The sequence below is a fragment of the Streptosporangium nanhuense genome (assembly GCF_059358815.1).
The window spans coordinates 348,623-369,379 of record NZ_JCADBG010000002.1 but is presented as its reverse complement, the minus strand read 5'-3'; the positions used below and the strand labels follow the sequence as shown (position 1 = coordinate 369,379).

The 20,757-nt window shown below is 72.8% G+C and carries 18 protein-coding genes; 4 read left to right on the top strand and 14 right to left on the bottom strand.

Annotated features, from left to right (window positions below; translation table 11 throughout):
* Positions 1–11: 11 nt before the first annotated feature.
* The 4 genes from AC5L38_RS06535 to mraZ all read right to left on the bottom strand — a co-directional run bounded on the left by AC5L38_RS06535 (position 12) and on the right by mraZ (position 5,025).
* Complete coding sequence (locus AC5L38_RS06535) at positions 12–1,742, bottom strand: peptidoglycan D,D-transpeptidase FtsI family protein (RefSeq protein WP_495242077.1); 1,731 nt, start codon at positions 1,740–1,742, stop codon at positions 12–14.
* A 1,118-nt stretch (positions 1,743–2,860) separates the two neighbouring features.
* The gene (locus AC5L38_RS06530) at positions 2,861–3,169 is read right to left on the bottom strand and encodes a hypothetical protein (RefSeq protein WP_495241833.1); all 309 of its coding nucleotides are present in this window, start codon (positions 3,167–3,169) and stop codon (positions 2,861–2,863) included.
* Between the two features lie 205 nt (positions 3,170–3,374).
* Positions 3,375–4,367 (bottom strand): 16S rRNA (cytosine(1402)-N(4))-methyltransferase RsmH, encoded by a 993-nt coding sequence (gene rsmH / locus AC5L38_RS06525; RefSeq protein ID WP_495241832.1) that lies wholly within the window; start codon positions 4,365–4,367, stop codon positions 3,375–3,377.
* A gap of 226 nt (positions 4,368–4,593) precedes the next feature.
* Complete coding sequence (mraZ, locus tag AC5L38_RS06520) at positions 4,594–5,025, bottom strand: division/cell wall cluster transcriptional repressor MraZ (protein WP_344747384.1); 432 nt, start codon at positions 5,023–5,025, stop codon at positions 4,594–4,596.
* Between the two features lie 492 nt (positions 5,026–5,517).
* Here mraZ and AC5L38_RS06515 point away from each other — a divergent pair, with 492 nt between their 5' ends.
* Genes AC5L38_RS06515 through AC5L38_RS06505 form a run of 3 tightly spaced genes read left to right on the top strand, consistent with a single transcriptional unit; the run spans position 5,518 to position 10,192 of the window.
* On the top strand, positions 5,518–6,495 hold the full coding sequence (locus AC5L38_RS06515) for an AAA family ATPase (protein ID WP_350973957.1): 978 nt from the start codon (positions 5,518–5,520) through the stop codon (positions 6,493–6,495).
* The gene (locus tag AC5L38_RS06510) at positions 6,492–7,748 is read left to right on the top strand and encodes a DUF58 domain-containing protein (protein ID WP_495241831.1); all 1,257 of its coding nucleotides are present in this window, start codon (positions 6,492–6,494) and stop codon (positions 7,746–7,748) included. Before AC5L38_RS06515 ends, AC5L38_RS06510 begins: the two co-directional genes overlap by 4 nt.
* The gene (locus tag AC5L38_RS06505; RefSeq protein ID WP_495241830.1) at positions 7,745–10,192 is read left to right on the top strand and encodes a transglutaminase TgpA family protein; all 2,448 of its coding nucleotides are present in this window, start codon (positions 7,745–7,747) and stop codon (positions 10,190–10,192) included. Before AC5L38_RS06510 ends, AC5L38_RS06505 begins: the two co-directional genes overlap by 4 nt.
* Positions 10,193–10,480: 288 nt before the next feature.
* Here the strand turns inward: AC5L38_RS06505 and AC5L38_RS06500 are convergent, their stop codons facing one another.
* The 7 genes from AC5L38_RS06500 to AC5L38_RS06470 all read right to left on the bottom strand — a co-directional run bounded on the left by AC5L38_RS06500 (position 10,481) and on the right by AC5L38_RS06470 (position 16,824).
* A complete protein-coding gene (locus tag AC5L38_RS06500) occupies positions 10,481–10,894 on the bottom strand; it encodes an SCO2097 family morphological protein (RefSeq protein WP_495242076.1) in 414 nt (137 codons plus the stop codon).
* A gap of 147 nt (positions 10,895–11,041) precedes the next feature.
* Positions 11,042–12,280: a DNA polymerase IV gene (locus tag AC5L38_RS06495; protein ID WP_495241829.1), complete on the bottom strand. Its 1,239-nt coding sequence runs from the start codon at positions 12,278–12,280 to the stop codon at positions 11,042–11,044.
* A 37-nt stretch (positions 12,281–12,317) separates the two neighbouring features.
* Positions 12,318–13,076, bottom strand: coding sequence for a class I SAM-dependent methyltransferase (locus AC5L38_RS06490; RefSeq protein ID WP_495241828.1), 759 nt, complete (start codon positions 13,074–13,076; stop codon positions 12,318–12,320).
* 460 nt (positions 13,077–13,536) lie between these two features.
* Complete coding sequence (gene nusB / locus AC5L38_RS06485; protein WP_344747379.1) at positions 13,537–13,947, bottom strand: transcription antitermination factor NusB; 411 nt, start codon at positions 13,945–13,947, stop codon at positions 13,537–13,539.
* On the bottom strand, positions 13,947–14,507 hold the full coding sequence (efp, locus tag AC5L38_RS06480; protein WP_362676412.1) for an elongation factor P: 561 nt from the start codon (positions 14,505–14,507) through the stop codon (positions 13,947–13,949). The genes nusB and efp overlap by 1 nt, the downstream gene beginning before the upstream one ends.
* Positions 14,508–14,532: 25 nt before the next feature.
* Entirely contained in the window at positions 14,533–15,639 is a 1,107-nt protein-coding gene (locus AC5L38_RS06475; RefSeq protein ID WP_495241827.1) for a M24 family metallopeptidase, read from the bottom strand.
* A gap of 144 nt (positions 15,640–15,783) precedes the next feature.
* Positions 15,784–16,824, bottom strand: coding sequence for an LLM class F420-dependent oxidoreductase (locus AC5L38_RS06470; RefSeq protein ID WP_495241826.1), 1,041 nt, complete (start codon positions 16,822–16,824; stop codon positions 15,784–15,786).
* A gap of 202 nt (positions 16,825–17,026) precedes the next feature.
* On the opposite strand from AC5L38_RS06470, the gene AC5L38_RS06465 reads away from it, so the two are divergent.
* Positions 17,027–17,920 (top strand): endonuclease/exonuclease/phosphatase family protein, encoded by an 894-nt coding sequence (locus tag AC5L38_RS06465; RefSeq protein WP_495241825.1) that lies wholly within the window; start codon positions 17,027–17,029, stop codon positions 17,918–17,920.
* Between the two features lie 36 nt (positions 17,921–17,956).
* On the opposite strand, the gene AC5L38_RS06460 is transcribed toward AC5L38_RS06465, so the two are convergent.
* Genes AC5L38_RS06460 through AC5L38_RS06450 form a run of 3 tightly spaced genes read right to left on the bottom strand, consistent with a single transcriptional unit; the run spans position 17,957 to position 20,743 of the window.
* Entirely contained in the window at positions 17,957–18,577 is a 621-nt protein-coding gene (locus AC5L38_RS06460; RefSeq protein ID WP_495241824.1) for a nucleotidyltransferase family protein, read from the bottom strand.
* Entirely contained in the window at positions 18,574–19,680 is a 1,107-nt protein-coding gene (locus AC5L38_RS06455; RefSeq protein WP_495241823.1) for an XdhC family protein, read from the bottom strand. The genes AC5L38_RS06460 and AC5L38_RS06455 overlap by 4 nt, the downstream gene beginning before the upstream one ends.
* Complete coding sequence (locus AC5L38_RS06450; RefSeq protein ID WP_495242075.1) at positions 19,673–20,743, bottom strand: vWA domain-containing protein; 1,071 nt, start codon at positions 20,741–20,743, stop codon at positions 19,673–19,675. Before AC5L38_RS06450 ends, AC5L38_RS06455 begins: the two co-directional genes overlap by 8 nt.
* Between the last annotated feature and the right edge of the window lie 14 nt (positions 20,744–20,757).

The window sequence follows — 20,757 nt, the reverse complement described above, 5'->3', positions numbered from 1 at the left end:
ACCTTCACTCGTCACTCTCCGGCGCGTATCCGCACCGGGGAGGGCCTGGTTCCGGTCGGCGGGATCTTCCCGCTCTTCAACGCGAACGTCATCACCTTCTTGAAGACCGGAGCGGCGATCTCCCCACCGTAGTGGCCCTCCTGGGGGTCCTGGAGGACCGCCAGGACGACCAGCCGCGGCTTGTCCGCGGGGGCGAAACCAACAAATGTCGCGGTGTATCCGCAATAGCCCTGACATCTGGTGTCGTAGCGCATCGCGGTCCCCGTCTTGCCCGCCACCCGGTAGCCGTCGATCGCGGCGAGGTTGCCGGTGCCCTCCTCGCTCACCGCGGCCTCCAGCATGGTGGCCACCTCCCGCGCCGTACGCTCGCCGACCACCCGGGTCTGCTTGCCCGGCGGGGACGGCGTGAACGCCCCGTTCTCCCCGGTGGTTCCGGCCACGACCTGCGGGGTGACGCGCACCCCGCCGTTGGCGATGGTCTGGTAGACGCTCGCCGTCTGCAGCGCCGTCACCGAGACCCCCTGGCCGTACGCGATCGTGCAGCGCTGGCTGCCCGACCAGTCCTTCCAGTCGGGCAGGAGCCCGGCCTCCTCCCCCGGCAGCCCGGTGCCGGGCTTCGCGCCGAACCCGAACCGCTGGAGCATCGAGTGGAGCTTCTCGTCGCCGATCTTCTGGGTGGCGAGGATCGTGCCCACGTTGCTGGAGGTCGCCACGATGCCCGAGAAGGTCAGGCGCTCGGTGGGGTGGGGGTGGGAGTCCTTCAGCACCCGGTCGGCGCACCTGATCTCGTCGGCGACCGTGAACAGGCTCTCCGGCCGCACGGCTCCCGACTCCAGGGCCGCCGCGGCGGTGATGACCTTGTTGGTGCTGCCCGGCTCGAACACGTCGGTGACCGACCGGTTGACCCGGTCGGCGCCGGGGGCGTTCATCCAGTTCTTCAGGTCGAGCTCGGGCGCGTTGGCCATGGCGATCACCCGGCCGGTCCGCACGTCCATCACGATGGCGCTGCCGGTGCGCGCCCCGGTCGCCTTCACCTGCTCGCCGATCGCCTTCTGCGCGGCCCACTGGACGTCGCGGTCGATGGTGAGCCGCACGTCCCTGCCCTCGACGGGCGCCCGGACGGTGCTGCGGGTCATCGGGATGCGCTGCCCCCTGGCGCCCGTCTCGATGATCTGCTCGCCGTCGCGGCCCGCGAGCAGCTTGTCGTAGGTGCTCTCCAGCCCGGCCAGCCCGGTGCCGTCGGTGCCGACGAAACCCAGCAGGGTTCCCGCCAGGTCACCGCCCGGGTAGTCGCGCCGGTAGCGGTGCTTGCTGCCGACGCCCTTGAGGTCGTACGCCATGATCCGCTGGGCGAGCGCCGGGTCGACGGCCGAGGCGAGCTGCTGGTAGTGGCTGGTGCTCTGGGCCAGCTTGGCGACGATCGGCTCCTTGGGCGTGCCCAGCTCCTTGGCCAGGACCGTAGCCACCCGGTCGCGCTGGGAGGCGGAGACCTCGGAGGGGTCCACGAAGATCTCGCGGGCCTCCAGGGTCAGCGCGAGCTCGTGGCCGTTGACGTCGGTGATCGCCCCTCGCCTGGCGGGCAGCTTCTCGCCCTGCACGCGCTGCTTGGCCGCCTCCGCCGTGTAGACCTTCGAGTCGAGGCCCTGGAGCTGGATGAGCCGCCCCGCGAAGATGGACAGCACGAAGGTCATCGCCATCAGGCCGATGCCGATGCGCCTGCGGGGGTTGCCCAGGCGCAGCACCGCGGACGGGCGCGCCGGAGGCCGCGGCGGCCTGCCGCCGGCACCACCACCGCCGCGCGTCACCGTGCGGGTGTGCTCGTGGTCACCGGGGCGGTCGCCCCCGCGCCTCGGCACGGACCGTACCCAGCCCAGCGGGTCCGGCGGCCCCTCCGGCCGCGGGGACCGCACCGGCCCGCGCGGGGCCTCGGGGCCCGGCGGCCTGCCGGGCCGGGGGGCGGAGGTCCTGCCCGGCGTCTCGGGGCGGGCGGGCCTGCCCGGAGCCCCGTGGGAGCCGGGAACACCGCTCCTGCCGTCCGGGCGCGCGGTCCTGCCCGGCCCGTCGGAGGCGGACGGTCGCGCGCCGGGACCGGACCTGCCCGCGGGACCCGGCCTGCCCGGGGCCCCGGACCTGCCGGACGGGCCGGCGGCCGGCGGCCTCGCCGAGGAGCCCGGCCTAGCCGGTTTATCGTATTTGTCAGATCTGTCGGACCTGCCGGCCCCTCCCGGCGCCGGGGGCCTCCCGGACGAGCCGGCCCTGCCGGAACCGCCGGAGCCCGACGCCCTGCCGGAACCGCCCTGGGCGGGCGGCCTCCCGGCCGGACCGGGCCTGCCGGTCCCCTTGCCGGGACCGTCGGCGGGGGACGGTCGCCCCCTGTCGGACCCCTGCCCCCTGGCGGGAGAGCCTCCCCTGCCGGAGGCGGCGGACGGCCTGCCCTGGGAGCCCGGCCCATCGGGGGAACCCGCGCGGCCGGAGCCGGACGGCCTGCCCGGCGCACCGGACCTGCCCGTCCCGTCGGCCTTGCGCGCCGCGCCGGAGGAACCCGCGCGGCCGGAACCGCCGGAGGAGCCGGAACCGGCCGGCCTGCCCGGCGAACCGGGGGCCGGGGACCTGCGCGGGGAGGCGGGCCCCTGGGGGCCGCCGGGCACGCCGGGAGCACCGGTGTCCCCGGACGCTGCCGGCCTCCCCGGTCTCCCCTGCCTGCCCGGAACCTCCGGTGAACCGTCCGGCCCGGCCGTACGGCCGGGGCCGCCGGGAGCGCGGCGGCCCGAACCTCCGGACGGCCCCCCGGCGGAACCACCGCGGCCCTGTCCGGGGCCCTGTCCGGGGCCTGGGCCGCCGGTCTGGCCGCCGCTCTCCCTCACTGGCCCGTGCCCGGCACTCGCTCCTGCCCCGCGGGCGTCCGGACGTCACCGGCGACACCGGCGGAGGGCTTGTCGGGGTCGATGACGTGCATCCTGTCCCAGTCGGACCCCAGCCCCTGGAGCTCGTTCCTCCTCGCGACCGCCTCGGGCATCTCCTGCCGCATGATGGCGCTCTCCTTGCTCTCCTTCGCGATGCGCAGGCCGTTGATCTCGTTGCGCAGCCCGTTGGCCCTGAAGGAGTCCTTGGCGAGCACGGCGTTCAGCAGCAGCAGGCTGACCAGGCCGCCGCAGAGCAGGCCGACCACGAGCAGCAGGAAGGGAGCCCTCGGCGGCCGGGCGCGACGGGGCGCGGAGCCCCCGGGGGCCCCAGATGCCGCAGCCTTGACCCGCGCGGCCGGAGCGGCGGCGGGCGCAGGCCTGGCAGGCCTGGTCCCGTACCCCTGCGGCACCGCGCGGGGGACGCGCACAGGGCGCGCGCCGCGGCTGGGCGCGGCGCGTCGGACGTCTGTCTCACTCCTCGTCAACTGCCTCACGGATCCTCTCTGCCGCCCGACACCGGGCGGAGGCCGCCCGCGGGTTGCGGGCCACCTCCTCTTCGCTCGGAAGCTCGGCTCCCCTTGTCAGGAGCGCGAACCGCGGCTGGTGAGCCGGCAGCGGGACGGGGAGTCCGGCGGGGCCGGTGTCCCTGGTCCGCGCGGTGATGACCTGCTTCGTCAGCCGGTCCTCAAGGGAGTGGTACGCGAGCACGACGACGCGCCCGCCCAGCGTCAATGCGTCGAGCGCGGCCGGGAGCGCGCGTTCCAGCGCTGTCAACTCCGCGTTCACCTCGATCCGCAACGCCTGAAAAGTCCTTTTGGCGGGGTTTCCCCCGGTCCTGCGAGTAGCGGCCGGGATCGCCGTCCTGACGATCTCCGCAAGCCGCTTGGTAGACGTTATGGCCTCTCTGGCCCTTTCCTTGATGATTAAGTGCGCGACACGCGGGGCGAATCGTTCTTCTCCGTAATCCCGCAGGATCCGGATGAGCGCGGCGGCCGGGTAGGTGTTGACGACGACCTCGGCCGTCAGCTCCTCGTCGCGGTCCATCCGCATGTCCAGCGGCGCGTCGTAGGAGTAGGCGAAACCGCGCTCGGCCTCGTCCAGCTGCGGGGAGGAGACGCCCAGGTCGAACAGCGCGGCGTCGACGCGGGGACGGCCCGCCTCGGCCAGCACCTCGGGAAGCTCGTCGGAGACCGCGCGGACCAGCGTGATCCGGTCGGCGTACGGGGCGAGCCTGGCGGTGGAGCGCTCGATGGCGGTGGGATCGCGGTCGATCCCGATCAGGTGGAGCGAGGGATGCGCGGCGAGCAGCGCCTCGGCGTGGCCGCCGAGGCCGAGGTTAGCGTCGACGAGGACGGGGGCGGGGCGGGCCAGCGCCGGAGCGAGCAACTCCAGCACCCGGTCGAGCATGACGGGGACGTGACCCCCAGGCGTTTGGAGATCATGGTTGTGGTTCTCGGCGCGCATGAAGCGCAACCCCCCTCTTTCCCGCCTCGTCCCGTGGACGCGCGGCGGACGCTCACCGGTGTCTTGAAAACTGGCCCCCACCCTCGGGGCCGTCCGGCCAGGTCCCCATCCGCACCCGCGTGTCCGCCTGTCACCTGACACCGGGGAAGGTGCATCAGCTGACGGGCAGGTGGTTGCGGGTGGAGACCTCGCCGAACGACGTTTTACCGATGAGTCGACCGTGGAGTCACAGAATCCCTGGCAGCACCTCCTCCGACAGATCGGCAAAAGCCTGCTCTTGGTCGGCCAGATAGGCGCTCCAGGCGTCAGCGGCCCAGATCTCCAGCCGGGTGTTGGCCCCGATGACCACGCAGTCGCGGCGCAGGCTGGCGTACTCGCGCAGAGCCTGCGGCACGGTGATCCGGCCCTGTTTGTCGGCGACCTCGTCGGACGCGCTGGCGAAGAGGACGCGGCTGTAGTCACGGACCGCCTTGGCGGTGACCGGCGCGGTGCGCAGAGCCTCGGTTATGCGCTGGAACTCCTCTACGGGAAAGACGTAGAGGCAGCGCTCCTGGCCTTTGGTGATCACCAGACCCTCCGCCAGCTCCTCGCGGTACTTCGCCGGCAGGAACAGCCGTCCCTTGTCATCGAGACGCGGGTGGTGGGTGCCGAGGAACACCGGCCTCACCTCCCGTGCCCAGCGGAGCGCCAGGCGTCGCAGCCCTGCCCTCCACTGCGCACCACCATACTCCACTTCTCTCCACCGTCAACTGATTCCGTGCCACTTCACGACGGGTTTCGCCGACATTTCCCCAGTTCAAATGGGGTGGTGCGGAGTGGAGGGGGTAAGCGGCCCCTCGTACGCCACGGGCGTGTCGGGAAGGCCGCCCGAATAGCCCGAAGATCATGAAATAAACCGGAGGGCGGTGAAGAATGGAGGAAGGTGAGGATCCTCGCGCCCGTCACGGGATCGGCACCTCATCCGTACCGCACCGCGACCGTCGTGGCCGCACTATGACTGTTTAACCGGAATCAGCCCTGATGACCGCATAAAGTCGCCGAGGGAACGTACGGCGCCGTAGTGTCGGTAGGCAGAATGAGTAACGGGATCGCAAAGATTCCGCAACGGCAACCCCCCGGCGCGCAACCGCCGCACCCTCATGGAGGCCTGGTGGCAGTAACCCATGACGTCTCACCACAGCTCGATGATCTCGTCGTCACCGCGCACCGGATCCGCCAGTCGATCGAATCGGTGATCGAGGGCAAGAGCGACGTCGTCCGCCTGACCTTGACCGTACTCCTCGCCGAGGGGCACCTCCTCATCGAGGACGTGCCAGGAGTGGGCAAGACCATGCTCGCCAAGGCGTTGGCGCGATCCATCGACTGCCCGGTGCGCCGCGTGCAGTTCACCCCCGACCTGTTGCCGAGCGACATCACGGGGGTGAGCGCCTACAACCAGCAGACCAGGGAGTTCGAGTTCAAGCCCGGCCCGGTCTTCGCCAACATCGTGGTGGGTGACGAGATCAACCGCGCGTCGCCGAAGACCCAGTCGGCGCTGCTGGAGTGCATGGAGGAACACCAGGTCACCGTCGACGGCGCGACCTACCGCCTGGACTCCCCCTTCATGGTGATCGCGACGCAGAACCCGATCGAGATGGAGGGCACCTACCCCCTTCCCGAGGCACAGCGCGACCGGTTCACCGCCCGGATCGCGATGGGTTATCCCGCCCCCTCCGCGGAGCTGGAGATGCTCGACGTGCACGGCGCCGCCTCCCCGCTGGACAAGCTGGAGCCGGTCGCCACCACCGAGCAGGTGAAGGCGCTGATCGAGGCGGTGCGCGGCGTCTACGTCTCCCAGCCGATCAAGAAGTACGCGATCGACCTGGTGACCGCCACCCGCCAGTCCCCCGACCTGCGGCTGGGCGCCTCCCCCCGGTCGACCCTGCAGCTGGTCAGGGCCGCGCGGGCGCACGCCGCGCTCGCGGGCCGCGACTACGTCATCCCCGACGACCTGCAGGAGTTGTGCGTCCCCGTCCTGGCCCACCGGCTGCTGCCCAGCATCGAGGCCCAGGGGCAGCGCCGCCCGCCCGAGCAGGTGATCGCCGACCTGGTCCGCCGGGTGCCCGTGCCCGAGGCCCAGGCCCGGTGACCTCCGGCCTCAAGGCGCTCACCGCCCGCGGCCGGTCCTTCCTGGCGTCCGGCGTCGCGGCGTTGCTGTGCGCCTTCATCCTCGGCGAGCACGACCTGATCAGGATCGGCGTGCTGATCATCTCGCTGCCGCTGCTGGCGGCGATGGTGGTCGCCCGCACCCGTTACCGGCTGAGCTGCGCCCGGCGCCTGGACCCGCCCAGGGCCGAGGTGGGCAACGAGTCCACCGTGACGCTGCGGCTGGAGAACGTCACCCGGCTGCCGACCGGCCTGCTGATGATCGAGGACACCGTTCCCTACGCGCTCGGCGCCCGGCCCAGGTTCGTCCTGGACCGGGTGGAGGCGCAGGGCATCCGGGAGATCGACTACCGGGTCCGCTCCGACCTGCGCGGGCGTTTCACCATCGGGCCGCTCTCCATCCGGATCAGCGACCCCTTCGGCCTGGTCGAGCTGACCAGGTCGTTCACCATCAGCGACACGCTGATGGTGACGCCCCAGGTGGTGGCCCTGCCCCACGTCCGCCTGGCGGGCGAGTGGACGGGCGGGGGCGACAGCCGTACGAGGAGCGTGGCCGCGGCCGGGGACGACGACGTCGCGCCGCGCGAGTACCGCCAGGGCGACGACCTGCGGCGGGTGCACTGGCGCTCGACCGCCAGGCACGGCGAGCTGATGGTGCGGCGCGAGGAACAGCAGTGGCAGAGCAGGGGCGCGCTGCTGCTGGACACCCGCCGCTACGCCCACCGGGGCGAGGGCCCGCGCTCGTCGTTCGAGGCGGCGGTCTCGGCCGCGGCCTCCATCGGCGTGCACCTCGCCCACGAGGGCCTCGGCCTGCGCCTGGTCACCGACCAGGGGGCCGAGCACCTCACCGACACCGGGCTGAGCCTGTCGCTGCTGGACACCCTGGCCGTCGTACGGGCCAGCACGGCCCGGTCGCTGGAGTACGGCGTCGGCGCGCTGCGGCAGGGCGGCGGCGACGGCCTGATCGTGGCCGTGCTCGGCAAGATGGACCTCGACCAGGCCCAGGAGCTGTCCAGGGCCAGGCACGGCAACGTGACCGGCGTGGCCGTGATGCTGGACGTGGAGGCGTGGGAGCATCCCGAGCAGGGCGAGGACGAGGAGTTCCAGGCGGCGCGGTCGGTGCTCACCGGGACGGGCTGGCGCGTCGTGCGGCTGCCCGCCGGCGCCTCCGTCGCGAGCGTGTGGCAGGACGTCGCGCAACGCGGACGATTCGCGGCGAGCAGGGGTGGCTCATGAGACTTTCCATCGCGTCGGGCGTGGCCACCGGAGCGGTCGCGATCGCGCTCTACCCGCTCTTCCAGGGCGGCGCCTGGTTCTGGTCGAGCGTGGGCGTCATCCTGGTCGTGACCGGGATCGGCGTGCTGGCCGGCCGCTACGCGCTGCCCGGCTGGCTGGCGCCGCCCGCGCAGCTGCTGGCCGTGTGGATCTACCTGACGGCGGTGTTCGCCGGGGACGAGGCGTGGGGGAAGATCTTCCCCACCTGGGACTCGATCGCCAGGCTCGACCGGCTGCTGACGACGGGCTTCGCCGACATCCAGCGGTTCGCCGCCCCGGTGCCCGACAGCACCGGCATCGTCCTGCTCACCTGCGGCGGCGTCGGCCTGATCGCCCTCCTGGTCGACCTGCTGGCCGCGCGGCTGCGCAGGGCGGCGCTCACCGGGCTGCCGCTGCTGGCGCTGTTCACGGTCCCGGCGGCGGTGGTCGCCGATCCGATCAGCTGGCCGGCGTTCATCGTCGGGGCCCTGGGCTACCTGGGAATCCTCGTCGCCGACGGGCGGGAGCGGGTCAGCCACTGGGGCCGCGCGGTGCTGGTGCGCCGCAGCTCGTCCTTCACCGTCACCCGGCCCACGCCCTCCGACGGCGGGGCGCTGCGGCTCTCCGGCAGGCGCATCGGCTTCACCGCGATCGCGCTCGCCGTCCTGCTGCCCGCGCTGCTGCCCACCATGGAGCCCAACCCGCTGTTCGGCTTCGGCGTGGGCAACGGCAGGGGCGGCGGCAACTCGATCAGCATCCCGAACCCCATGGTCAACCTGCGCGGCCAGCTGTCGCTGCCGGAGAACTCCACCGTCCTGACCTACCAGGCCAGCGACAGCACGTCGCGCTACCTGAGGATGTACTCGCTCGACATCTTCGACGGCGAGCAGTGGACGATGTCGGAGCCCAGGGGCCGCCCCGAGGACCGGACCTCCGACGCGCCGATGCCCCCGCCCCCTGGGCAGAGCCCGGGCGTGCCCGTCACGCCCGCGAACGTCACCGTCACGGTGAGCGAGCAGGTCAGGAGGCTGAGCTTCCTCCCCCTGCCCTACCCGGTCTCCAAGGTCACGGTGGCGGGCGACTGGCGGCCCGACCGCGACACGCTCATGGTCTTCTCCACGCGGAACACCGCGGGGGGCCTGACGTACCAGGCCGTCACCGCCGAGCCCGAGCCCACGGCGGACCGGCTCAAGGCCGCGGCCCCGCCCGCGACGGCGATCAGGGAACGCTACCTGGCGCTGCCTGAGAACCTGCCCGACGAGATCAGGCAGCTCGCCCTCCAGGAGACCGAGCGGGGTTCCAGCGCGTACGAGCAGGCGATCCAGCTGCAGGAGTTCTTCACCGAGACCGGCGGGTTCACCTACAGCCTGGCCACCCAGGGGCACAACGGCCCGGCGCTGACGGACTTCCTGATCCGCAACAGGACCGGCTACTGCGAGCAGTTCGCCGCCTCCATGGCGGTGCTGGCGCGCGTCCTGGGCATCCCCTCCCGGGTCGCCATCGGCTACACCGGGGGCAGCGTCACCTCCGACGGGTGGCAGGTGCGCACCCACGACTCGCACGCATGGCCCGAGCTGTACTTCGAGGGCACCGGGTGGCTCCGCTTCGAGCCCACCCCGGCGGGCGGAGCGGGCCAGGGCAGCGCGACGATACCGACCTACACCCGCCCCGAGGTGGCACCGGACACCCCCGACGAGCCGAGCGCGGCACCGTCGTCGGGCCCCGCGGCCTCCGACTCGCCGACCGGGGCGGCGAACGACCGCCGCGAGGAGATGCTCGACAGGGAGTTCGGCGGCGTGCTGACCCCGGTGGACGAGGGAATGCCGCTGGCCGGGAAGATCGGGATCGGGGTCGCGATCGCGCTGCTGGTCCTGCTGATCCCCGCGCTGATCCGCTGGCAGCTGCGGCTCCGCCGCGACAGGGCCTACTCGCGTACCGGAGACCCCGAGGGCTCCCGTTCCGTGCGGACCGGAAACCCTGCGGGCGGGGAGCCGTCCGCCCCCTCGGCGGTCAGGGTGATCCGCTGGGAGCCCGCCGTGACGGCCGCGTGGGCCGAGCTAGACGACGCCCTGTGCGACTACGGGATGTCCCGGCAGGCGAGCGAGAGCCCGCGCGCGCTGGCCGGGCGGCTGGCCGAGCAGTACAGGCTCGAGCCCGAGGCCGCCGCCGCGCTGGCGAGGATCGCCTCGGCGGTGGAACGGATGCTCTACGCCAGGACCCCGGGCGAGATCGCCACCCTGCGCGAGGACATGCGGAGCGTGCGACGGGCGCTGGCGGCCACCGTGAGCCGCGGCAGGCGGATCAGGGCGGTGCTGCTGCCGCCCTCCACGCTCCTGCGGATGCGGGCGCTGGGCGGGCGGGTGCTGGACGGCTTCGACCGTCTGGAGAACATCCGGCTCCGCAGGCCGGCCAGGAAGGGCGCCTGACTCCCCTGGCTCCTCCGGGTCACCCGGTTCTCCGGACCGCCCCGGCCGATCGGGACGCACGACCGCGTCCCGATCGGCCGGGGCGGTTTCGGCGGCGCGGAACGGCGATCCCCGGCCGCCGGAGGGTACGGAACAGTGACCTTGAGGAGAGGCTCGCGGGGGCCTCCGGGAGAGGCCCGCGGGGATGGACTCGAAAGGTGACGCGGGCCGCTCCCGCACAGGGAGTGACCCTCGTCGTCACAGGGGGATCGTCAGGGGAGACCGCCGCGGACGGCTGGCCCCGCCGGGCTAGCGCTCGTCGTGGCGACGGCGCCAGCGCTCCTCCATGCGCTCCATGAAGCTCTGGCGGGAGCCCGCACGGCGCCCGCCCTTACCTCGCGGCTGATCGGTGGGCGTGGCCGCGTTGGCCTCGCCGAACCCGTTCATCCGCTTCCAGCTGGACAGCCCCCACAGACACGCGGCGAGCATGACCACGAAACCGCCGACGCCGAGCGGGATGCCGAGCGGGACGTTGTTGATCACGACGCCGACCATCAGCAGGACGACGCCCAGGATGAAGCCGACGAGGGCCTTCACCAGGCGGCGCCTGTAATGGCTGCGAGGATCACTGATCCTGACGGTATTGGCCCACTTCGGGTCCTCGGCGTAGAGGGCCTGCTCGATCTGGTCGAGCAAGCGCTGCTCGTGCTCAGAGAGCGGCACGGCGCCTCCCAAGGACAGCCCCAGGACGGGGAAGACGGTGACGGACGACACGGGGTGTCCGAACCTCGCGGTCGGTTATCCCCAGAATACGAGGCTGTAGACGTAGACGAAAGAAAACGTCCAACGTAGTCCAAACCGGAGGCGGATTCATGGATCTATTCCATCAAACGGAGGGCGAACAAGGGAGGCCGGGAGGACGGCGTCCTGACCGAATCTGCGGACCGCCCGGTCCATCGCCTGCTCGGCCTCCCGCCAGCCCGTCTCGCGCTCTCCGAGGCCGAGTTGCCGGGTCGCCCCGGCGGCCGGGCTGAGGTTCTCCACCCGCACGCCGACCAGCCTCAGATGGACGTTTTCCAGGCCGGACGCGGCGTAGAGGGCGCAGGAGACGTCGTACAGGATCTTGGCGACGTCGGTGGGCTCGCGCAGGCTCCGGGACCGGGACAGGGTGGTGAAGTCGGCGCGGCGGAGCTTGACGCTGACCGTGCGGCCGACGCTGCCGCCCTTCCTGAGCCTGGCGGCGACCCGCTCCGAGAGCCGGAGCAGCTCCCTGCGGATCTCCGCCGGGTCGGCGATGTCTGTGGCGAAAGTCTCTTCCGCGCCGATGCTCTTGTCGGGGACGTCGGGGGTCACCGGGCGCTCGTCGCGCCCCCAGGCGAGCGCCGCCAGGTGCGCGCCCGCCGCCTGGCCCAGCTCCCGCTGGAGCGTGTCCACCGGGGTCCGGGCGAGGTCGCCGACGGTCCTGACGCCGAGGCGGGCCAGGGACTGCTCGGTGCGCTCCCCGACGCCCCACAGGGCCGCCACGGGGAGCGGGTGCAGGAAGTCGACCACCCGGGCCGCGGGCACCACGAACAGGCCGTCGGGCTTGCAGTGCTGGGAGGCGAGCTTCGCCACGAACTTGCTGTTGGCGACCCCGACGGAGCAGGTGATGCCCTGCTCGCGCTCGACCTGCTCGCGGATCATCCGGGCGATCGCCGCCGGAGGCCCGAGACGCTTGCGGGCGCCGCCGACGTCGAGGAACGCCTCGTCGGAGGCGATCGGCTCGACCTCGGGGGTGAAGGTCTGGAAGATCTCCATGACGCTCCGGGAGACCTCCGCGTATTTGCCGCGGCTGGGCGGGATGATCACCGCCTGGGGGCAGAGCCGTCGGGCCCGGGTCATGGGCATGGCCGAGTGCACCCCGAACCTCCGGGCCTCGTAGGTGGCGCTGAGCACCACCCCGCGCGCCCCGGGCGCGCCGATGATGACGGGGGTGCCCCGGAGATCGGGACGGTCGCGCAGCTCGACGCCCGCGTAGAAGGCGTCCATGTCGACGTGGAGGATCGGGCAGCCGGTGTCGTCCGCCCCCAGATCGGAGCCCGGGCGCGGGATCTGCTGCTTTCTCGACACGACGCCATCCTACGGGAACAGGCGTTCGACGCGGCGTTCACCGGTGTCCAAGCACGTGCAGTTGGGTCGCGATGTCGCGGAGCACCGGGTGCGCCGCCGCCGCCTGCTCCAGGGCGACCAGGGCGCGGGCGGCTCCGGGCTCGCCGTCGAGCAGCCTGCTGGGCACCAGGTCGGCGAAGACCCGCACGCCGTGGACCTCGCCGGGCTCGAAGCCCGTCACGGCCAGCAGACGCTCCAGGGCCTCGCGGGTGAAGCGCCTGGGCGTGGGGTCGCGGTCGCCCCAGCGGCCCTCGGGGTCGTCCAGGACCTGGCGGGCCTCGTCGAACCTTCCGGCGATGGAGCGGTGGAGCGCGGCGGCCAGCGGGTTGGCGGCGAGGACGCTGATCACGCCGCCCTCGCGCAGCAGGCCGGCCATGGCCTTCACCGCGCCGGCCGGGTCTTCCACGTACTCCAGCACGCTGTGGCAGAGCACCAGGTCGGCGCCGCCGGTCGGGAGCAGCTCCTCAAGGTCCGCGGCGTCGCCCTGAAGGGCGCGGACCTCCACCCCCGCCTCCGCCGCGCGACGCTCCAGCGCGGCGAGCGAGTCGGGACTGGAGTCGACGACCGTCACGGCGTGCCCGAGGTCTGCCAGGGGGACGGCGAAACCGCCCGTGCCACCTCCGGCGTCGACGATGTCGAGCCGCTCACGGCCTGTCGCGGCCACCCGCTCGGCCAGCACGGCACTCAGGACGTCCCATACGACCGCTGTGCGGACCGCGGGCGTGCCCGCCTGCCGTGAGATGCCTACGGCGTGCAACTTCAGATCGCCTCCTCGTAGGTTGACGTCCTCCGCGGCCCGAGGGCCCCGGATTCCAGCACCTGAGCGCCGGCAGGGTCCGCGGGTTCGCGACCCGGCGGCCCGGGTCGCCCCGGAGCCCGCCCGCGCGGACACGGCACGCCCTGCCGCGTTCGAAAACCACAGGTCCCGCTCGGCCGTCGCGGGACACCCCAACCCTAACGGGTTGAACCGACAGGGCGAGAAGGCTTTCCTCCTTGCCCGAAGGACAGGGCGTTCGCCCTGAATGTCCAACGACAAGCCCAGCCTACGTCGCGCACCCCCCGGCGCGGCCCAAGGGCCATCCATACTCGTATTTGGTCGAGTCTTTTTCCGGGCGCGGACCGATCCCGTGGGCAAGCCAGGAGGAAAGCGGACGTCTCAGGCGGAGACCCGCCGGGGCGGGGAGACCCGGGGACCCCGGGCTCCCCGTGCGGACGGCCTAGAGAGCCAGGGAGGGCTTGAGCTGCTTGAAACGGGCCATCAGGCCGTTGACGAACTGGGGCGACTCGTCGGTCGACAGCTCCGAGGCCAGGCTGACCCACTCGCTGATGACGACGCCCTCGGGGACGTCGGGCATCCACAGCAGCTCGTAGGTGCCTCCGCGCAGGAGGTTTCGGTCGACCGCCGGCATGCGGTCGAGCGTCCAGCCCTCGGAGTAGGTGGTGATCAGCTCGTCGATGCGCGCCCGGTGCCTGCACACGCCCTCGACGATCGTCGTGGTGTACTCGTTCACGGGCGGCTCGGCCCGCTGGAGGCGCTCGGCGAGGACGCTGAGCGGGTCCTCGCCACGTGCCTCGGCCTCGAAGAGGATGTCCAGCGCGCGCCTGCGCGCCTTACCCCGTGCCGACATCAGGCGCGGCCGAGATAATCGCCGGTGCGGGTGTCGACCTTGACCTTCTCGCCGGTGGTGATGAAGAGCGGCACCTTGATCTCGGCGCCGGTCTCCAGCTTGGCGGGCTTGGTGCCGCCGGTGGAGCGGTCGCCCTGGAGGCCGGGCTCGGTCTCGGCGACGATCAGCTCGACGGCCGCGGGCAGGTCGACGTACAGGACGTTGCCCTCGTTGATCGCCACGGTGGCCAGCATGTTCTCCAGCAGGTAGTTGGCCGAGTCGCCGACCGCCACCCGGGTGACGTGGAGCATGTCGTAGTTCTCGGTGTCCATGAAGACGTAGTCGTCACCGTCCATGTAGGAGAACTGCATCTCGCGCTTGTCGACGTTGGCCACCTCGACCTTGACGCCCGCGTTGAAGGTCTTGTCGACGACCTTGCCCGATAGCACGTTCTTGAGCTTGGTGCGGACGAACGCGCCGCCCTTGCCGGGCTTGACGTGCTGGAACTCCACGACGGCCCAGAGCTCACCGCCGTCGAGCTTGAGCACCAGGCCGTTCTTGAGGTCGTTCGTCGTCGCCACTAGTCTCTCCTGCGTACGGCCGCTCTTAAAGGACGAGCAGCTCTTTGGTCGTCCGTGTGAGAAGTTCCGGCCCGCCATCTCGCACCACGAGCGTGTCCTCGATGCGGACGCCGCCCCTGCCGGGAAGGTAAACCCCAGGTTCAACGGTTACCGGAACTCGATCCTCAAGTCTAGCGTGCCCATGGTCGCGCTCCGGCTTTCGTGAAGATCGTTCCGGCTCCGGGGGGTTCTCCGGCTTCCTCGCGGACAGGAACGGCTCCTCGTGGATCTGCAGCCCGACGCCGTGGCCGAGGCCGTGCTTGAAGAACTCCCCGTAGCCCGCCTCCCCGATCAGGCCCCGGGCGGCGGCGTCCACCTCGTGCAGCGCCGCGCCCGGCCATGCGGCCAGGGTGCCCGCGCGCTGGGCGGCCCGGACCAGGTCGTACAGCTCGCGCTGCCACCCGGCGGGCTCGCCGATCGCCACGGTCCTGGTCATGTCGGCGTGGTAGCCCCGGTACAGCGCCCCGAAGTCCATGGTGACCAGGTCCCCGCGCTCCAGCGGCCGGTCGGAGGGCGAGTGGTGCGGGATCGCGCCGTTGGGCCCGCTCGCGACGATCGAGTCGAAGGCGGGCCCGTCCGCGCCCAGGTCGGCCATGCGGCGCTCCAGCGCCCTGGCGACCTCCTTCTCGGTCAGCCCGGGGCGCAGTTCGGGCAGGACCTCGGCGAAGGCGCGGTCGGTGAGCTCGCACGCGGTGCGGACGAGGTCGAGCTCGTCGTCGTCCTTGACCATGCGCACCGACTCCACCACCTTGGACAGCCGCGGCAGGTCCCCGCCCAGCCGGAAGTAGCCGGCGACGGACATGTGGTCGGCCTCGACGCCCGTCCGGCCGCTCCGCGGCAGCAGGGCGCCGGTGACGTCGTTCTCCTCGATCACCTCGATGTCGGCGCAGACGCGCCGGGCGGTGCCGATGTAGCGGGAGTCGGTGGCCAGCGTGGCGGTGGCGTCGGCACTGACCAGGACGGCCGCTTTGGAGCTGGCCAGGCCGGTCAGGTAGAGCACGTTCACGCCGCCGGTGACCAGGATCGCGTCTACCTCGTGAGCGGGCAGCAGGGCCGCGAGGTTCGCGCGGCGACGGGCGTGGGTGGCGGTCATGGCACGCATGCTATTAACCGTTCTGACCGGATGTCGCCACACCGGCCGCGCCGATCCCGCCGTCCTCCCACCCGGTCGTGCGCGTGCTCGTCCTCGCCGGGTGCCCGGCACCCGGCGAGGCGGGGACGACGGGGTCAGGAGGGGTCAGGAGGCGAGTTCCCTGACCTTCTCGATGAGCCGGACGCGCTCCTCGTGCGTACCGGCCAGCGGGGCGACGTTGACGGTCGTGACGCCCGACTCGCGCATGGCCTGCAGCCGCTCGCGGACGTGCCCCTCGGGGCCGATCAGCGACATCTTCTCCAGCAGCTCGTGCGGCACGAGCGCGGCGGCCTCGTCCTTCTTGCCCTCCAGGTAGAGGTTCTGGATCTGCTCGGCCTCCTTCTCGTAGCCGTACCTGCGGGCGAGGTCGTTGTAGAAGTTCTTGCCCTTGGCGCCCATGCCGCCGATGTAGAGGGCGGCCATCGGGCGGCCGAGCTCCAGCCAGCCCGAGACGTCGTCGCCGATGGCGAGCGCGGCCTGGGCGATCACGTCCAGCTCGCCCAGCGCCGGGTCCCGCCTGGCCTTGCCCGCCGCCAGGGAGGCGCCCCAGACGTCGGCGGCCTTCTCCGGCATGTAGAAGATCGGCTCCCAGCCCTCGGCCAGCTCTGCGGACAGCTCGACGTTCTTGGGCCCGATGGCGGCGATCACGACGGGGATGCGGTCGCGGACCGGGTGGTTGATGAGCTTCAGCGGCTTGCCCAGGCCGGTGCCCTGGCCGGCGGGCAGCGGGACGGTGTAGTGGCTGCCCTCGTAGGTCAGGCGCTCGCGCTTCCAGACCTGGCGGCAGATCTCGATGACCTCGCGGGTGCGGCCGAGCGGCGCGGTGTACGGGACGCCGTGGAAGCCCTCGATGACCTGCGGGCCCGAGGCGCCCAGGCCGAGGGTGAAGCGGCCGTCGGAGACGTAGTCCAGGCCCGCGGCGGTCATGGCCAGCAGGGCGGGGGTGCGGGAGTAGATGGGCAGGATGCCGGAGGCGATCTGCAGCCTCTCGGTCCTGGCGGCGATGTAGCCCAGCTGGCTGACCGCGTCGAAGCTGTAGGCCTCGGCGACGAAGACGATGTCGAGCCCGGCCTTCTCGTAGTCGGCCAGCTCGGCCACCGTCTCCTTGAAGCCCCCCGAGTAGTTCAGGGCCATACCGATGCGCATCGTGAGATCGTCCTTCCGCGGTGCCGACTAAACCGAATGTTGTTCCGTTGTCTCGGCAACAAAGGCTATCGACTCACCGCCGAAGCACCAAGCCCCGCGCCGCCGCCGCCGGGCCGGTAGCCTACGCATTCCGGGGTAGGGGAACCCGGCGGGGCGGACGTTCCAGGGGCGGGTGACCGCCGGAGGATGGGCGAGGAGCGGTGTGCTGAGGCAGTCGATCGTCGTGACGGCGGGAGCGCTGGCCCTGACCCTCGGGGGGCACCGGCTCCTGCCCGAGCTGGGCGGCTTCACGCCCGTGCTGGAGAGCCTGCTCCCCTGGCTCGGGGTCGCCGTACCGATCCTGCTGGTCTGCGCGCTGGCCACCCGCTCGTGGCAGGTGATCGTCGCGGCGCTGGTCCCGGCGACCGTGTGGGGCCTGATGTTCGGCCCGACGCTGCTGCGCAGCCCGCCGGGCGGGCCCAGCGACCTGTCGGTCGCCACGCTCAACGTCGGCGCGGCCAACGCCGACTCGGCCGACGCCATACGGTCCGTCTCCAGGGGCCGCGACATGGTCGCGGTGCAGGAGCTGACCGCCGGCGGCCCGGCGGCGAAGGTCCTCGACGACCGCTTCCCCTACCGCTACCGGATCGCCACGGTCGGCCTGTGGAGCCGCTTCCCGATCGCCGAGGCCCGCAAGGCCGACATCGGCCTCGACTGGGCACGGGCGCTGCGCGCGGTGGTCGTGACCCCCAAGGGCAGGCTGACCGTGTACGTCATGCATCTCGCCTCCGCCCGCCCCGGCCAGACCGCCCAGCGCGACGAGACCCTCGCCCACGCCCGCAGGATGGTCGACAGGGACGACAGCGCGCACCTGCTGCTGCTCGGCGACCTCAACACCGCCACCACCGACCGCAAGCGCTCCGGCCTGGTGCCGCCGCTGTCGGACGCCCAGCAGGAGGCCGGTACGGGCTTCGGCTTCACCTGGCCCGCGTCCTTCCCCGTCACCCGGCCCGACCACATCCTCTACCGCGGCATGGTCGCCACCCGGGCGGGCGTCGAGCGGGCCGCGGGCAGCGACCACCGCGCCGCCGTCGCCTCGCTGCGCCTGGCCGCCTAGCGCCTGACCGCCGGCCCCCCTGGGCGCCCGGGTGGCTCAGGTGGCGAGGTCCGGGCGGGCCCGCAGGGCCGACAGGTCGGCCGGGGTGTCGATGTCGGCGGGGTCGGCGACGTCGTCGCAGGGCACCGCGACCACCAGCTCGGGGTGGGCCCTCAGGAACGGGCGGGCACCGGCGTCGCCGGTCGCGAGCCGGGCGACCTCCTCGAAGTGCTCCCTGGCGATCAGCACCGGGTTCCGCCGCGCGCCGCCGTAGGTGGCGACGGCGACCGAGGCGCCCTCCGCCGCCGCCCCGATGAGCCGCCGCACCGCCCGCGGGCCGACGAACGGCTGGTCCACCAGGGCGATCACCACATGCTCCGCGGTCGCGGGCACCGCGACCAGGCCGGCCCTGAGCGAGGAGCCCATCCCCGAGTCCCACTCCGGGTTGTGGACGCTCACCGCTCCCCGCACGTCCACGGCGGCCGCGCCGAGCACCACGACCACCGGACGGCAGCCGCCCTCGCGCAGCGCCCTGACCCCCCGGTCCACCAGCCGCTCCCCGTGGAAGTCCACCAGCGCCTTGGGCGTGCCGAGCCGCGAGCCGGACCCGGCGGCCAGCAGCAGCCCGGCGCTCGCCGGTCCCGCGGCCCCCGCCGGTGATCCCGGCTCCTCGCTCACGCGCCCGGCCCCTCGCCGTGGATCCTGCCGGAACCGTCGGTCAGCGGCCGGCCGGAGCCGCCCCAGCGCAGCTGGATCAGCTCGGCGGCGATGGAGATCGCCGTCTCCTCGGGCGTACGGGCGCCCAGGTCCAGCCCGATCGGCGAGCGGAGCCTCTTCAGCTCGGCCTCCCCCAGCCCCGCCTGGGCGAGGCGGGCCAGCCGGTCCTCGTGCGTGCGGCGCGAGCCCATCGCGCCGACGTAGCCCGCCGGGGTGCGCAGGGCGACCTCCAGCAGGGGGACGTCGAACTTGGGGTCGTGGGTGAGCACGCAGATCGCGGTCCGCTCGTCCACGACGGTCGAGGTGAGATAGTCGTGCGGCCACTTGACGATCACCTCGTCGGCCTCGGGGAAGCGCTTGGCCGTGGTGAAGACCGGCCGGGCGTCGCACACGACCACGTGGTAGCCGAGGAACTTGCCGACCCTGGCGACCGCGGCGGCGAAGTCGATCGCGCCGAAGACCAGCATCCGGGGCGGCGGCGCGAAGGACTGCACGAAGACCGACAGCTCGTCGAGCCGCCGCTGCCCCCGCGCCCCGTACCGGCGCACGCCCGTCAGCCCCTGCGCCAGCATGCCCCGGACGTCGTCGTCCACCGCGTCGTCCAGCCGGGTCACGCCCAGGGAGCCCGAGGAGCGGTCCGGCCAGATGACCCGGCGGGTGCCGATCACCCCCGGCCCCGACAGGACGGTCGCCACCGCCACCGGCTCGCGCCGCTGCACCGAGGCGGCGACCGCCCCCAGCTCGGGGAAGGTCTCCTTCGAGACGGGCTCGACGAGGATGTCCAGGATGCCGCCGCAGGTCAGGCCGACGGAGAAGGCCTCGTCGTCGCTCACGCCGTACCGCTGCAGGACGGGCTCGCCCGAGGAGACCACCTCCCGGGCCAGCTCGTAGACGGCGCCCTCGACGCAGCCGCCGGAGACGCTGCCCTCGGCCTCCTCGCCGAGCACCGCCATGGACGCCCCCGGCGGGCGGGGCGCGCTGCGGAAGGTGTCGACCACGGTGGCCAGGCCGAACGTCTCCCCGGCCTCCCACCACCTCAGGATCTGTGACAAGACGTCACGCATGCGTGCCTCCCAGCAGCTTCGCCAGTTCCTCGAACGCGGCCAGGCTGTGCCCGGCCACGAAGTCGTCGATGTGGGGAAGCGCGGCCCGCATCCCGGCGGTGAGCGGCTCGTAGCCCTCCCTGCCCTTGTGCGGGTTCACCCAGATCACCCGGTGGGCCGTCCGCGAGAGCCGGGCCATCTCCGCTCCCAGCAGCGAGACGTCGCCGCGCTCCCACCCGTCGGAGGCGATCACCACCACCGCCCCCGCCGCGTCGTTCAGCGCCAGCAACCGCCGGAGCTCCTCCCCCAGGCGGGTGCCGCCGCTCCAGTCGGGGATGGCCCGGGAGACGGCGGCCATCGCGGTCGCCGGGTCGCGGTGGCGCAGCTCGGCGGTGATCCGGGTCAGCCGGGTGCCCGCGCTGAACACCTCGGTGGCCCTCGGCTCCGACCTGACCAGCGCGTGGGCGAGGCGGAGCAGCGTGTCGGCGTACGGGGTCATGGAACCGCTGACGTCGATCAGCAGCACGACCCCGCGCGGCCTGGTCCGGTGCGTGCGGTAGCGCAGGCCCGCGGTCTCCCCGCCCCTGCGCAGGGTCTCGCGGATGGTCGCCCTGCCGTCCAGCCGCCCGCGGCGGGCGGGCCGGAACCGCCGCGACGCGCGCCGCTCCCGGCCCGCCCGCAGCAGGGCGAGCAATCGGTGCGCCTCGGCGAGCTCGGCCGCCGTCATCGCGGCCACGTCCCGGGTGCGCAGCACCTCCGTCGCGCTCGCGGTCGCCGCGAGGGCCGGGGGCTCGCCGCCCTCCCCCCGGTCGGCGCGCGCTCCCGGCCGCGCCGCCGCGGGCCGGGTGACGGTGGTCGCCGACGCCCGCGCGCGGCCCGCGCGCAGCCCCCCGAAGTAGGCGCGGAAGACCCGGTCGTAGCGGGGCAGGTCGTCGGCCGAGGCGCACAGCGTGACCCGGCCCGCCCAGTAGACGTCGTCGGGCCTGGAGGCGTCCAGGTGGGACAGCGCGCGCAGCAGGTTCTGGGTGCGCTCGTGGTCGGCGGGCACCCCCGCGGCGCGCAGGGTCCTGGCGAAACCGGTCATCACCTCCACCAGGT